This window comes from Clavibacter michiganensis subsp. tessellarius (assembly GCF_021922985.1).
GTDB classification, from domain to species: domain Bacteria; phylum Actinomycetota; class Actinomycetes; order Actinomycetales; family Microbacteriaceae; genus Clavibacter; species Clavibacter tessellarius.
In genome coordinates, this window is the sequence record NZ_CP040788.1 from 1678650 (window position 1) to 1691907 (window position 13258).

The following is a 13258-nucleotide window of genomic DNA, read 5'->3' on the forward strand; positions in this document are numbered from 1 at the left end:
CCGACGCCCCGCTGACGGTCGGGGGCCCGGGCGTAGCCTGAGGACGACTGTCGACAAGGAGGCATCAGATGTCAGATGACCAGCAGGGCACGGCCAACATCGGCGTGGTGGGGCTCGCGGTGATGGGGTCGAACCTCGCCCGCAACCTCGCGAGCCGCGAGGGCAACACGGTCGCCGTGTACAACCGCACCACCCAGAAGACCACCGACCTCGTCGAGGAGCACCCCGAGGCGGGCTTCGTCGCCGCCACCTCGATCGAGGAGTTCGCGGCGTCGCTCCAGCGGCCCCGCACCGCGATCATCATGGTCAAGGCCGGGCGCGGCACCGACGCCGTCATCGAGCAGCTCACCGAGGCGTTCGAGGAGGGCGACATCATCGTCGACGGCGGCAACGCGCTGTTCACCGACACGATCCGCCGCGAGAAGGAGGTCCGCGCGAAGGGCCTCCACTTCGTCGGCGCCGGCATCTCCGGCGGCGAGGAGGGCGCGCTCAAGGGGCCGAGCATCATGCCCGGCGGCACCGCCGAGGCGTACGAGACTCTCGGCCCGATCCTCGAGTCGATCGCCGCGGTCGCGGAGGGCAAGCCCTGCGTCACCCACATCGGCACCGACGGCGCCGGCCACTTCGTGAAGATGATCCACAACGGCATCGAGTACGCCGACATGCAGCTCATCGCCGAGTCGTTCGACCTCCTCCGCCGCGTCGGCGGCCACGAGCCGGACGCCATCGCGGACGTGTTCGAGGAGTGGAACGGGGGCGACCTCGAGTCGTACCTCATCGAGATCACGGCCGAGGTGCTCCGGCAGAAGGACGCGTCGACCGGGAAGCCGCTCGTCGACGTCATCGTCGACCAGGCCGGATCCAAGGGCACGGGCGTCTGGACGGTGCAGAACTCGGTGGGCCTCGGCGTGCCGGTGGGCGGGATCGCGGAGGCCGTGTTCGCGCGCGCCGTGTCCTCGAAGCCCGAGCAGCGGAAGGCCGTGCAGGCCACCATCACGAGCCGTCCCGAGATCCAGTCGGGCGGCGACACCTTCGAGGACGACGTCCGCGCCGCGCTCTACGCGAGCAAGGTCGTCGCGTACGCGCAGGGCTTCGACGCGATCATCGCCGGCGCGAAGGAGTACGGCTGGGACATCGACAAGGGCAAGGTCGCGGAGATCTGGCGCGGCGGCTGCATCATCCGGGCCCAGTTCCTCAACCGCATCGTCGAGGCGTACGAGAAGGACTCCGGCCTCGCGACGCTGCTCGAGGACCCGTACTTCGCCAAGGCCGTCGCCGACGGCGAGCAGGCCTGGCGCCGGGTCGTCTCGGTCGCCGCGCTGTCCGGCATCCCGGTGCCCGGCTTCGCGTCGGCGCTGAGCTACTACGACTCGCTCGCCTCCGAGCGCCTGCCCGCCGCCCTGGTGCAGGGCCAGCGCGACTTCTTCGGCGCGCACACGTACCACCGCACCGACAAGGAGGGCACCTTCCACACGCTGTGGTCCGGCGACCGCTCCGAGGTCGAGGCGGAGGACACGCACTAGGCGCGTCTCCCCCGCACGACACGAGCCCGCCGGTCGAGGACCGGCGGGCTCGCGCACGTCAGGGGACGGTCACCTGTGCCAGAAGGAGATGCCGGCGTCGCCCGGGTACTTGGCGTCGTACTTCGACGTGTACTTGTAGATCAGGTTGACGTCCATGTCCCGGCAGAGGTCCGATCCCCCCTCCGCCCCGACCCGGGTGTCGAAGAGCTCGCACGTGACCATGACGAAGGAGAGGCGGCCGCTCGACGTGGGGTAGGCCTGGTCGTAGTACGCGCGCATGAAGTCAAGCTTCTGGGAGCACGTCTCGTTGTTCTCGTCGTCCTTGTAGATCTTCGCCACCAGACCGGTGCCGTAGTTACCGCCCGTCGCGGAGTTGTAGACCCCGCACACGCGGTAGTTGGGCTGTGCGTGCGCGGCGGTCGCCGGGCCCATCACCGCACCCGTCACCCCCAGCCCGATCGTGAGCAGCGCGGCCGGCATCATCGCCGCCGCGCGCGTGGCATTCCTCATCGCTCTCGTCCTTCCGTCGTCTTCCAGGGAGGCCGCGGACCGTGCGCCGCGGTCGCCGGCAGGGTAGGCGCGCCTCCGCCCTCCACGCGCGGATGCCTCACACGTGTGCACACGACGCGGCATCCGCTCGGCTGCGCTCCTCTGTCAGACTGGGGCGGATGGACGACGACGAGCACCCGGAGCTGGCCGGCTACGAGCCGCACCGCCCGCGGAGCCTGCGCAGCAGGCGCACGCTGCTCGTGATGCGGGTCGTCGTCGTGGTCGGGATCGTGAGCCTGCTGCTCCCCGGCGTCGTCACCATGGTGCGCGTCGGCGCGAACACGGCCGACATGGCGTGCGCCGACTTCGTCGCCTTCGAGCGCCCCGACTCCCCCTCCTACGAGGTGCGGTTCCAGCTGTTCGGGCCCGGCGTCGTGGGCTACGAGTGCTACACGAGGTACGCCTTCGGCGGCGACGAGCACATCACGTCGCTCGGGCTCATCCCCTCGGGCCGCGTCGCGCGCGAGGTCGTCGAGCGGAACTCGCGGGACTGATCCCGGGGCCGCCGGCCGCGCGGGACGCGGCGGCGGCGTGGGCGTGGGCGCTCGGGCCTAGGCCGCGCCGTCGAACATGCTCGTGACGGATCCGTCGTCGAAGACCTCGTGGATCGCGCGGGCGAGCAGCGGCGCGATGGGCAGCACCGTGAGCTTGTCCCAGCGCTTCTCCTCGGGGATCGGGAGCGAGTCCGTGACCACCACCGAGTCGATGTGCGGGCTGTTCAGGATCTGCGTCGCGGGGTCCGAGAAGACGGCGTGCGTCGCCGCGACCACGACGCCCGTCGCGCCGTTCTTCTTCAGCGCCTCGGCGGCCGAGACGATGGTGCGGCCGGTGTCGATGAGGTCGTCGACCAGCAGGCAGACGCGGCCCGAGACGTCGCCGACGATCTCGTGCACGGTGACCTGGTTGTGCACCTTCGGGTCGCGGCGCTTGTGGATGATGGCGAGCGGGGCGCCGAGCTTGTCGCTCCAGATGTCGGCGACGCGGACGCGGCCCATGTCGGGCGAGACGACCGTGAGGGTCTTGGAGTCGAGCACGGAGCGCATGTGCTCGAGGAGCACGGGCATCGCGAACAGGTGGTCGACGGGGCCGTCGAAGAAGCCCTGGATCTGCGCGGCGTGCAGGTCGACCGACATGATGCGGTCGGCGCCGGCGGCCTTGAAGAGGTCGGCGACGAGGCGGGCGGAGATCGGCTCGCGGCCGCGGCCCTTCTTGTCCTGGCGCGCGTAGGGGTAGAACGGCGCGACGACCGTGATGCGCTTGGCGGAGGCCCGCTTCATCGCGTCGACCATGATGAGCTGCTCCATGAGCCACTCGTTGATGGGCGCCGTGTGCGACTGGATGACGAAGGCGTCGCTGCCGCGCACGCTCTCGTCGTACCGGATGTAGAGCTCGCCGTTGGCGAAGGTCCGCGCGTCCGTGTGCACGAGGGTGGTCTCGAGCTCCTCCGCGATCTGCTCGGCGAGCTCGGGGTGGGCTCGACCGGAGACGATCACGAGCCGCTTCTCACCAGCAGTCTTGATTGCGGACACGGGACTCCGTTTCGTCAGTGCTGCTCGGTGTTGTCAGGCGTCGGACGCGTCGTCCGCCCGCCCGTCGGCGGCCTCGACGGCGGCCCGGGCCTCGGGGGTGCCCGGTCGCTTGGCCTCGGTCCAGCCGACCATGTTGCGTTGCGGCGCCACCGAGATGCCGAGTGCGCCGGGCGGGACGTCCTTGCGGATGACGGCACCGGCACCCGTGTAGGAGCCCGTACCGATCCTAACCGGTGCGACGAGGACGTTCCGCGAGCCGAGGTGCACGTGGTCGCCCACCTCCGTGTGGTGCTTGGCGTGCCCGTCGTAGTTGGCGAAGACGGCCCCCGCGCCGATGTTCGTGTGCGCGCCGATGGTCGCGTCGCCCACGTAGCTGAGGTGCGGGACCTTGCTGTGCTCGCCGATCTCGACGTTCTTCGTCTCGACGTACGCGCCGATCTTGCCGTCGTCGCCGAGGCGCGTGCCGGGGCGCAGGAAGGAGAAGGGGCCGACCGTGGCGCGGGCGCCGATGACGGCGAGCTGCGCGTCCGTGCGGCGGACCACCGCGTCCTCCCCCACCTCGGTGTCGCGGAGCGTGGTGTCGGGTCCGACGATCGCGCCCGCGGCGACCGTCGAGGCGCCGAGGATCTGCGTGCCGGGGAGGATCGTGACGTCGGCGGCGAGCGCGGCCTTCACGTCGATCCACGTGGTGCGGGGGTCCTCGATGGTCGCGCCCGCGAGCTGCCAGCGGCGGATGATGCGCGCGTTCAGCTCGGTGGCCGCGGCCGTGAGCTGCACGCGGTCGTTGATGCCGGCGACGAGCCAGCTGTCGCGCACGGGCAGGGCCTCGATGGCGCCGCCCGCGCGGCGGATCACGTCGGCCGCGTCGGTGAGGTACTTCTCGCGCTGCGCGTTCTCGGTGCCGATGGCGCCGAGGGTCTGTCGGAGCGCCTCGGCGTCGAACACGTAGACGCCCGCGTTGACCTCGTCGATGCGCAGCTGCTCGCCGGTGGCGTCCTTCTGCTCGACGATGGCCTCGAACGCGCCGTGCTCGCCGCGGATGATGCGGCCGTTGCCGGTGGGGTCCTGCAGGCGGGCGGTGAGGAGCGTGAGGTCGTTGCGCGCCTGGCGGTGCGCGGAGACGAGGGAGCGCAGCGTCGCGGCGTCGAGCAGGGGCACGTCGCCGGAGAGCACGACGACCTGGCCGGTGAAGCCGTCGGGCAGGGCGGTGATGCCCACCTCGACCGCGCGGCCCGTGCCGGGGATGTCGTCCTGGTCGACGACGAGCGCCTGCGGCGAGAGCTCGCGGACGACCTCGACCACCTGGTCGCGCTCGTGGCGGACCACCGTGACGATGTGGCGCGCGCCCAGCTCCTCGGCCGTCGCGAGCACGTGGCCGACGAGCGGCAGGCCGGCGAGGCGGTGCAGGACCTTCGGGAGGCGCGAGCGCATGCGGGTCCCCTGGCCGGCCGCGAGGATCACGACGGCGATGGAGGGGCTGCGCGGCTCGCCGTCGACGTCGAGCTCGCCGGTCACGATGGGGATCTCGCGGGTCCTCGGCGTGCTGTCTGAGTCGGTCATGCGATCTCCCTGATCTGCGTAGCGTCTGTCCGGCGCGGCCGGATGGCGTCGCTCCGCCCCCAGGATTCGAACCTGGACCTCACAGCTCCAAAGGCTGAAGTGCTGCCGTTACACCAAGGCGGACCGCTCACGGCCCGGCCGTGCGCAGGTCGAGTCTGCCAGAGGTGCCCGGGGCGGCCCGCACCGGCGACCGGGCCGGGGCCGCCGGACCGGCATGATGGGGGGATGCCCAGCCGCGACGAGGTCGACCGCATCGTCGACGCGTGGCGGCGCGAGCGGCCCGACCTCGACTTCTCCCCGCTCGAGGTGCTCTCGCGGGTCGGCCGGCTGTCGCGGCTGCTCGAGCGCGCGCGGCGCTCCGCGTTCCAGGAGTCGGAGCTCGAGTCGTGGGAGTTCGACGTGCTGTCGGCGCTCCGGCGGGCGGGCGATCCCTACCAGCTGAGCCCCAAGGCGCTCCTGCAGCAGACGCTCGTCTCCTCCGGCACCATGACGAACCGCATCGACCGGCTGGTGGCGCGCGGGCTCGTGGAGCGGCGGACGGATCCGCACGACGGGCGCGGGATCCTCGTCGTCATGTCGGCCGCGGGGCGCTCGCGGGTCGACACGGCGATCACGCGGCTCGTCGCCGAGGAGGCCGAGCTGCTGGAGACGATGGCGGCGGGCGACCGCGACGTGCTGGCGGGGCTGCTCAAGCAGCTCATCCTCGACTTCGACGACGACGGGGCCTGACCCGCGGGTCCCGTGGAAGGCCGCGCGCTCAGGCGTGCGCGACGCAGCGGCGCGCGGCCGGGCGGATCTCGAGCCGGCCCGCGGGGATCGGCTCGCCGCAGACCTCGCAGCGGCCGTAGGTCCCCGCGTCGAGGCGCGCGACCGCGGCGTCGACGTCCGCGAGGCGCACGCGGGCCTCGCGGATCATCGCGTCGGACTGCGAGCGCTCGAACGCGAGGGTCGCGCCCTCGGGGTCGTGCTCGTCGTCGGAGTTCGCGTCCTGGCGCGCCTCGACGATGGCCGCCACGTCCCGGTCGAGGCCGCGGATGAGCGCGAGCGTGTCGGCCCGGAGCGCGGCGAGGGCCGCGCGCGGGTCCGCCGGAGCGGACGCGGCGTCGTCGGCCACGGGCCGGCTACGCGGCGACGAGGGCGTGCGCGTCCGCGAGCAGCTCGACCGAGCGGAGCCGCTCGGGCGTGCGCTGCGACGCGTGCCCGACGATGACCTCGTCGACGCCCGCCTGCTCCGCGAACCGGTTCGCGTAGTCGGAGACCTCGGCGCCCGTGCCGATGCCCGTGTAGGTCATCATGCTGGCGACGTGGGCGCCGACCGGGGCCTCGAGGAGCCGGTCGAGCTCGTCGTCGGTGAAGGTCTGCGTGGCCGGGATCTGGCCGCTCTGGCGGAGCAGCATCATCAGGCGCGCACGGCGGACGGCGGCGAACTGGCGCTCGGCGTCGGCGCGGTCGTCGGCCGCGATGGCGTTGATGCCCGCGATCGCGTACGGCTCCTGCAGCTGCTCCGAGGGGCGGAAGTCGCGGCGGTAGATGCGGATCGCCTCGAGGAGCGCGTCGGGCGCGAAGTGCGAGGCGAAGGCGTACGGCAGCCCGAGGGCGGCGGCCAGCTGCGCGCCGAAGAGCGAGGAGCCGAGGATGTAGAGGGGCACGCGCGTGCCCGCGCCGGGCGTCGCGGAGACGCCGGGCACCTGGCTCTCGCCGGAGAGGAAGCCCTGCAGCTCGACGACGTCCTCGGGGAAGCGGTCGGACGATCCCGGGTCGCGGCGGAGCGCCCGGAACGTGGCCTGGTCGCTGCCCGGGGCGCGGCCCAGGCCGAGGTCGATGCGGCCCGGGTGCAGCGTCTCGAGCGTGCCGAACTGCTCCGCGATGGCGAGCGGCGAGTGGTTCGGCAGCATGACGCCGCCGGAGCCGAGCCGGATGGTCGACGTCTGGCTCGCGACGTGGGCGATGAGCACGCTCGTCGCGCTCGACGCGATGCTGGCCATGTTGTGGTGCTCCGCGTACCAGACGCGGCGGTACCCGCTCCGCTCGGCCTGCTGGGCGAGGGCGACGGAGGCGGCGAAGCTGTCGCGCGCCGTCTCCCCGGGGGCGATGGGGGCGAGGTCGAGGATGGAGAGCGGGACGGTCATGCAGGGGTCAACAGCGGGACGGCCGCGAGTGTTCCTGGCCGCGTGGGTCGCGCGGATCCGGGCGCGTCGCGGGCGGGCCGCGGTGTCGTCAGGCGGTGGGCGCGGGGGTGCGGAACGGCGCCGCGGCATCCGGAGCGGGGTCCGCGGCGGCGGCTCCGGCGGCACCGGCGTGCGCTTCGGCAGGACCGGCGGCACCGACGCCCGCATCCGTCCCGCCGGCGGACGCGCCCGCCGCCGTCCGCTTCCGCCGCGCGACCGACCACGCCGCGACGAGCCCCGCGAGCACCGCGCAGACGCCGGTCGCGAGCAGGATCCGCACGGCCTCCCCCGGCCCGGCGGGCACGAGCGGCAGCAGGATCTGCACGGCGAGCACGAGCATCACCCCGGCGATCACGGTGTCGAGCACGCGCCACGCGGCCGGCCGCGCGAGCACGGGCGCGAAGACGCGCGCGGCGGCCGCGAGGAGCGTGAACCAGACGCAGCTGGCGACCATCGCGCCCGCGCCGAAGGCCCAGCGCCCGTCGCCGTGGCCCGCGGCGACGGATCCGACGAGGAGCACCGTGTCGAGGTAGACGTGCGGGTTCAGCCAGGTGAGCGCGAGGCAGGCGGCGACGACCGCGCCGAGCGACCGGGGCGCGGAGGCGGCGACCGCGAGTCCCTGCGGAGCCGCGGCGCAGAGGAGCGAGAGCGCCGCGTAGCCGGCGAGGAAGCAGGCGCCGAGGATCCGGATCACGACGATCGCCACGGGCGCCGCCTCGATGACCGCGCCGATGCCGCTCACGCCGAGCGCGATGAGGACCACGTCGGAGACCGCGCAGATGAGCACCACCACGACCACGTGCTCGCGCCGCGTGCCCTGCCGGAGGAGGAAGGCGTTCTGCGCGCCGATGGCGGCGATGAGCGAGAAGCCGAGCCCGAAGCCGGACAGCGCATGCGCGAGGGGGTGCATGACGACCACGCTAGGCGCGCGCCGCGCATCAGACCAGCTCATGTTCCTGCGGCACCGTTAGCATCGCTGATGATGGACATCCGCACCGAGCACCTGCGCACACTGGCCGCCGTCATCGACACCGGCACGCTCGACGCGGCCGCCCGCGCGCTCCGGCTGACGCCCTCCGCGGTGAGCCAGCGGATCACGGCGCTGGAGCGCAGCGCCGGCCGCGTCCTCCTCCGCCGCACCCGCCCGGCGACCACCACGGAGGCGGGCGACGCCGTGCTCCGGCACGCGCGCCAGGTGCTCCTGCTCGAGCGCGACCTCGACGGGCTGCTCGGCGTGGGCGATGCCGACGCGCCGCGCGCCGGCACCGCGGCCGTGCCCGTGGTCGTTAACGGCGACTCGCTCGCGTCGTGGCTGCTGCCCGCCTTCGCGGCGCTCGCGGCCGAGACCGGCCAGGCCGTCGAGGTGCTGCGCGAGGACGAGCACCACTCCCTCGACCTCCTGCGCGACGGATCCGCGATGGCCGCCGTCACGAGCGTGCGCGAGGCGGTGCAGGGCTGCACCTCGGAGCGCCTCGGCCGGATGCGGTACCGCGCGCTCGCGACCCCCGCCTACGTCGCCGCGCACCTCCCCGACGGGCCCACGCCGAGCGCGCTGGCCGTGGCTCCGCTCGTCATGTTCGACCGCAAGGACGCGATGCAGGACCGCTGGCTCCGCGGCCGCCGCGCGCCCGCCGGCCAGCCGCGCCACTACGTGCCGTCGTCCGCGGAGTTCGTCACGGCCGTCACGCTCGGCATGGGCTGGGGCATGCTGCCGGACCTGCAGAGCGAGGACCTCGTCGCGTCGGGCGCGCTGGTGCCGCTCGACGCCGGATCGCACGTGGACGTGGCGCTGCACTGGCAGCGCTGGAGCGTCGACTCCCCCGTGCTCGCCGACCTCACGCGCCACGTGCGCGCCGCGGCCGCCTCGCTCCGGTAGGGAGCGGGCGGCCGCGGGTCGTGCCGTCGCGGCGCACGCGGCGGGCGCGGCGCCGGATCAGCGCCGGAGCGCCGCCCGGGCCAGCGTGTTGCCGAGGAGCTGCACCACCTGCACGAGCACGATGATGATCAGCACGGCCGCCCAGGTCACCACCGGCTCGAACTGCCGGTAGCCGTAGACGATGGCGAAGTCGCCGAGGCCGCCGCCGCCGACCGCGCCCGCCACCGCCGTCATGTCGACGATGCCGACGAAGACGAACGTGTAGCCGAGGATCAGCGGCCCGAGCGCCTCGGGGAGCAGCAGCGTGAAGATGATCCGCAGCGGGCTCGCGCCCACGGAGCGGGCCGCCTCGATCACGCCCGGCTGCACCGTCAGCAGGTTCTGCTCCACGATGCGGCTGATCGCGAAGGACGCCCCGAGCGACAGCGTGAAGATGACCGCCGGCTGCCCGATGCCGCTGCCGGTGACGGCGCGGGCGAGGGGCTGGGCGGCGACCAGGAAGATCACGAACGGGATGGGCCGGAACGTGTTCACCACGACGTTGAGCACCGCGAACACGGGCCGGTTCGCGAGCAGGCTGCCGGCGCGCGTGAGGTAGAGCCCGAGGCCCATGATCAGGCCGCCGAGCCCGCCGAACAGGAGCGTGAGCAGCACCATGGTGAGCGTCTCGACCGTGGAGCGGCCGAGGAGCGGCAGGAGCGGGGTCAGCGCGTCCATCTCAGACCACCTCCGTGACGGTGACGCCGGCGCGGTCGGCGGCGAGCACCTGGTCGATGCGCGGGGCGTCGCCCGTGAGCGCGAGGGTCAGGTTGCCGAACGTGCGGCCCTGGACGTCGGTGATGCCGCCGTGCACGACCTCGAACGCGACGCCCGCCTCGGCGAGCGCGCGGAACACCTCGGTCTGGGTGGCGCCGCCGTCGGCGAAGGACAGCGTGACGAGCCGGCCGGGGTGCCGCTCGCGGAGCCGGGCGACCTCGTCGGCCTCCGGCACGCCCGCGACGACCGTCGAGACGAAGCGGCGGGCCGCGTCGCTCGTGGGCCGCGAGAAGACGTCGAAGACCTCGCCCTGCTCGATGACGCGGCCGGAGTCCATGACGGCCACGCGGTCGGCGATGGACTTGATGACCTCCATCTCGTGCGTGATCACCACGATGGTGACGCCGAGCTCCTCGTTCACCCGGCGGAGCAGCGCGAGCACCTCGCCCGTGGTCTCCGGGTCCAGGGCGCTCGTGGCCTCGTCGGCGAGCAGGATCGCGGGGCTCGTCGCGAGCGCGCGGGCGATGCCCACGCGCTGCTTCTGGCCGCCGGAGAGCTCGTCGGTCCGCGCGTGCGCCTTGTCGGCGAGGCCGACGAAGTGCAGGAGGTCGCTGATCCGCCGCTGCTGCGCGTCGCGCGGCATGCCCGCGACCTGCAGCGGGTACGCCACGTTGCCCCACACCGTCTTCGACGTGAAGAGGTTGAACTGCTGGAAGACCATGCCGATGCCGAGGCGCAGCTTCCGCAGCTCGCGCTCGGGCAGGTCCTGGATCTCGCGACCGTCGACCGCGACCGTGCCGGACGTCGGCCGCTCGAGCGCGTTCACCAGCCGCACCAGCGTGCTCTTGCCCGCGCCGGAGTAGCCGATGATGCCGAACACCTCGCCGCGGCGGATGTCGAGGTCGACGTCCGCGAGGGCGGCGAGGCCCGGCTCGCCCTTCGCGCGCGGCGGGTAGGTCTTGCCGACGCCCCGCAGGGAGACGTGCGGGGCGTCCGTCATCGAACCGCCTTCTGATCGGCGACGGCCTTCTCGGTGGTGGTGAGGAGGTCCTGCAGCTCGGCCTGCGGCGTCTTCAGCGGCACGGCCGTGCCGCCCGAGTTCTCGACCAGCGCGTCGATGACCGCGGGGGTGTCCTCGAAGATCCGCGCCAGCTTCGCGTAGGTCTCGTTCGTGGCGTCGTCGGCGCGGCTGGCGAAGACGTTGACGTAGGCGAGGGCCTTGGGGTCGCTGGGGTCGTCCTGCGCGAGGGCGCTGTCGGCGGTGAGGCCGGCGTCGGTGATGAAGTCGTTGTTGATGATGACGGCGTCGGCGTCCGGCAGCGAGGTCGCGGTGAGCGCGGCGTCCACCGTCGTGACGGTGACCTTCGACGCGGCCTGGTCGACGTCGTCGAGGGTGGAGACGCTGGATCCGCCGCCCTTCAGCGTGAGCAGGCCCTCGCGCTGGAGCAGGAGGAGGCCGCGGGCGAGGTTCGACTCGTCGTTCGGCAGGATGACGGTGCCGCCCCGGGGGATCTCGTCGACCGAGCCGTGCTTCTGCGAGTAGAGCCCGAGCGGGTAGATCGCGGTGGCGCCGACGGGCGTGAGGTCGTCGCCCGCGCCCTCGTTGTACTGCGCGAGGTAGACGAGGTGCTGGAACTGGTTGAGGTCGATCTCGCCCTCGGACAGCGCGGGGTTCAGCTGCGGGTACTCGGAGAAGTTCACGATCTCCACGTCGATGCCCTGCTCCTTCGCCGCCTCGACGAAGACGGGCCACTGCGGGTCGCTCGCGCCGACGACGCCGATGCGGACGGCCTTGCCGCCGCCCGAGAAGGCGCCGGTCGCGAAGAGGACGGCGCCGACGACCGCCAGGACCACGACGATGCCCACGATCGCGATGACGAGCCGGTTGCGCCGCTTCGGGGCGTCGATCAGGGGGGCCGGGGTGGGCGATGCCGGGGTGGTCATGGGGGTCCTCTCGATGGTGCGCGGTGCGGGGCTGCGGTGCCGGTGCTGTCCGGCGGTGGTGCGGGTGGTGGTCGGTGTCGGTGCTGCTGGGGTGCCTGTCGTGCGGGTCGTGCCGGGGTGCGGGTGGTGCCGGGTGAGCGGCGGGCATGCGGACGCGCGGACGCGGACGCGGCCGGTCGAGGGCGTGCGGGAGCGGGACCCGCGCGGACGCGGGCCTCGACGACGCCGTGGCGGAGCGCGGCGGACGCGCGCCTCGCGGGAGCGGGGACGCCGCCCGTGGCCTGTGGCCGCGTCCCTGCAGCACCTCGACGGTAGGCCGCGCCGCCGCGGCCTGTCGAACCGAGCCGTAACACGGGGACACCGCGGGGGCCCGCCCGATGTGGCAGGGTCGGCCACGGAGGTGCCCATGCACGACGACGACGACGCCGTCACCGCGCTCCCCCTCGAGGAGCTGCGGCGCCGCGTGTACGCGCAGGGGGCCGACGAGCGCGACGAGCGGTGGATCCGCGCGGCCGCCGAGCTGGCCCGCCGCGAGCGCGCGTCCCGGCCCGCGGGGTCCGGGGACGAGGACGCGGACGCCGCGGACGCCTCCGACGCCTCCGACGGCTACGGCGACGCCGGCTCTCGCGCGGACGGCGACGGGTCCGGGTCCGACCCCGACTCCCCCGCCGGCCCCGCCGCGCCCGCCCCGCGCCGCGCGTCCCGCCGCGCCCTCGCCGGGGCGGCCGCCGCCGTGCTCGCGGTCGGGCTCCTCGCGGGCGGGGCCGTCGGCCGGGCCATGGGCGGCGGATCCTCCGACCCGGCCCCGGACGCGGCCGCCGGCGCGGCTCCCGTCCCCGGGGCCGACGCGCCCCCGTCCGCCACCGGATCCGCCGGCACCGGATCCGCCGCCGCGAGCCCCGGCGCGCCCGCCCTCCTCGGCCCCGACTCCACCTCCGACCAGCGCAGCCGCCCGGTCGGCGCGGTCTTCGACGGCCCGCAGGAGGACGCGGACCGTCCGCCGAAGGCCGTGCGCGCCGACGTCGACGCCACCTCCATCCGCGCGGTGCAGACGAGCGTCGGGCTCTACGCGGGGCTGTCGACCACGGGCGACCTCTGCCTCATCGTCTTCCCGAGCGGCGGCGCGGGCGTCGTCACGTGCGCGTCGCCCGACCGCGTCGCGTCCGACGGCCTGCGCGTCGCGTGGACCACGGAGTTCCCGTCGCGCAACCGGGACGGCTCGACGGGCATGATCACGGGCGACGTGGAGGCGACCTGGTCGGGCGACGACCTCATCACCCTGACGACGCCGGACCGCATCCTCGCGTACTGAGCGGACTCGCGCGGCCGCCTCGGGCGATGTGGGAGGGTCGG

At 73.8% G+C, this 13258-nt stretch carries 14 protein-coding genes and 1 tRNA gene; 5 read left to right on the forward strand and 10 right to left on the reverse strand.

Going from position 1 to position 13258, the window contains the following annotated elements; translation table 11 throughout:
* The first annotated feature begins 68 nt into the window (after positions 1 to 68).
* Positions 69 to 1523, forward strand: a complete 1455-nt coding sequence (gndA, locus tag FGG90_RS07665; protein ID WP_094128448.1) for an NADP-dependent phosphogluconate dehydrogenase — start codon at positions 69 to 71, stop codon at positions 1521 to 1523.
* A gap of 69 nt (positions 1524 to 1592) precedes the next feature.
* Here the strand turns inward: gndA and FGG90_RS07670 are convergent, their stop codons facing one another.
* The gene (locus tag FGG90_RS07670; protein WP_133065149.1) at positions 1593 to 2033 is read right to left on the reverse strand and encodes a hypothetical protein; all 441 of its coding nucleotides are present in this window, start codon (positions 2031 to 2033) and stop codon (positions 1593 to 1595) included.
* Between the two features lie 158 nt (positions 2034 to 2191).
* On the opposite strand from FGG90_RS07670, the gene FGG90_RS07675 reads away from it, so the two are divergent.
* On the forward strand, positions 2192 to 2566 hold the full coding sequence (locus FGG90_RS07675) for a hypothetical protein (protein WP_094128442.1): 375 nt from the start codon (positions 2192 to 2194) through the stop codon (positions 2564 to 2566).
* Between the two features lie 57 nt (positions 2567 to 2623).
* Here FGG90_RS07675 and FGG90_RS07680 read toward each other — a convergent pair whose 3' ends face one another.
* From FGG90_RS07680 to FGG90_RS07690, 3 genes are all read right to left on the reverse strand, one after another.
* Positions 2624 to 3601 carry a ribose-phosphate diphosphokinase gene (locus tag FGG90_RS07680; protein WP_094128439.1) on the reverse strand — a complete coding sequence of 326 codons (978 nt, stop codon included), beginning with the start codon at positions 3599 to 3601 and terminating at the stop codon, positions 2624 to 2626.
* 33 nt (positions 3602 to 3634) lie between these two features.
* Entirely contained in the window at positions 3635 to 5161 is a 1527-nt protein-coding gene (gene glmU / locus FGG90_RS07685) for a bifunctional UDP-N-acetylglucosamine diphosphorylase/glucosamine-1-phosphate N-acetyltransferase GlmU (RefSeq protein ID WP_094128436.1), read from the reverse strand.
* A 51-nt stretch (positions 5162 to 5212) separates the two neighbouring features.
* Positions 5213 to 5284, reverse strand: a tRNA-Gln gene (locus FGG90_RS07690).
* A 102-nt stretch (positions 5285 to 5386) separates the two neighbouring features.
* Here FGG90_RS07690 and FGG90_RS07695 point away from each other — a divergent pair.
* The gene (locus FGG90_RS07695) at positions 5387 to 5890 is read left to right on the forward strand and encodes a MarR family winged helix-turn-helix transcriptional regulator (protein ID WP_086517658.1); all 504 of its coding nucleotides are present in this window, start codon (positions 5387 to 5389) and stop codon (positions 5888 to 5890) included.
* Between the two features lie 28 nt (positions 5891 to 5918).
* On the opposite strand, the gene FGG90_RS07700 is transcribed toward FGG90_RS07695, so the two are convergent.
* The 3 genes from FGG90_RS07700 to FGG90_RS07710 form a co-directional block, all read right to left on the reverse strand.
* Entirely contained in the window at positions 5919 to 6275 is a 357-nt protein-coding gene (locus FGG90_RS07700; protein ID WP_094128433.1) for a TraR/DksA family transcriptional regulator, read from the reverse strand.
* Between the two features lie 7 nt (positions 6276 to 6282).
* Complete coding sequence (locus FGG90_RS07705) at positions 6283 to 7290, reverse strand: LLM class flavin-dependent oxidoreductase (RefSeq protein ID WP_094128431.1); 1008 nt, start codon at positions 7288 to 7290, stop codon at positions 6283 to 6285.
* 88 nt (positions 7291 to 7378) lie between these two features.
* Positions 7379 to 8239 carry a LysE/ArgO family amino acid transporter gene (locus FGG90_RS07710; protein WP_094131453.1) on the reverse strand — a complete coding sequence of 287 codons (861 nt, stop codon included), beginning with the start codon at positions 8237 to 8239 and terminating at the stop codon, positions 7379 to 7381.
* Positions 8240 to 8308: 69 nt separating this feature from the next.
* Between FGG90_RS07710 and FGG90_RS07715 the strand changes: the two genes are divergently transcribed.
* A complete protein-coding gene (locus FGG90_RS07715) occupies positions 8309 to 9205 on the forward strand; it encodes a LysR family transcriptional regulator ArgP (RefSeq protein ID WP_094128428.1) in 897 nt (298 codons plus the stop codon).
* A gap of 57 nt (positions 9206 to 9262) precedes the next feature.
* On the opposite strand, the gene FGG90_RS07720 is transcribed toward FGG90_RS07715, so the two are convergent.
* The 3 genes from FGG90_RS07720 to FGG90_RS07730 are packed head-to-tail and all read right to left on the reverse strand — an operon-like array spanning position 9263 to position 11905.
* Positions 9263 to 9922 carry a methionine ABC transporter permease gene (locus FGG90_RS07720; protein WP_094128425.1) on the reverse strand — a complete coding sequence of 220 codons (660 nt, stop codon included), beginning with the start codon at positions 9920 to 9922 and terminating at the stop codon, positions 9263 to 9265.
* 1 nt (position 9923) lies between these two features.
* Entirely contained in the window at positions 9924 to 10961 is a 1038-nt protein-coding gene (locus tag FGG90_RS07725; RefSeq protein ID WP_094128422.1) for a methionine ABC transporter ATP-binding protein, read from the reverse strand.
* The gene (locus FGG90_RS07730) at positions 10958 to 11905 is read right to left on the reverse strand and encodes a MetQ/NlpA family ABC transporter substrate-binding protein (RefSeq protein WP_094128419.1); all 948 of its coding nucleotides are present in this window, start codon (positions 11903 to 11905) and stop codon (positions 10958 to 10960) included. The genes FGG90_RS07725 and FGG90_RS07730 overlap by 4 nt, the downstream gene beginning before the upstream one ends.
* Positions 11906 to 12311: 406 nt before the next feature.
* Between FGG90_RS07730 and FGG90_RS07735 the strand changes: the two genes are divergently transcribed.
* Positions 12312 to 13217, forward strand: a complete 906-nt coding sequence (locus FGG90_RS07735; RefSeq protein WP_094128416.1) for a hypothetical protein — start codon at positions 12312 to 12314, stop codon at positions 13215 to 13217.
* The last annotated feature ends 41 nt before the right edge of the window (positions 13218 to 13258 follow it).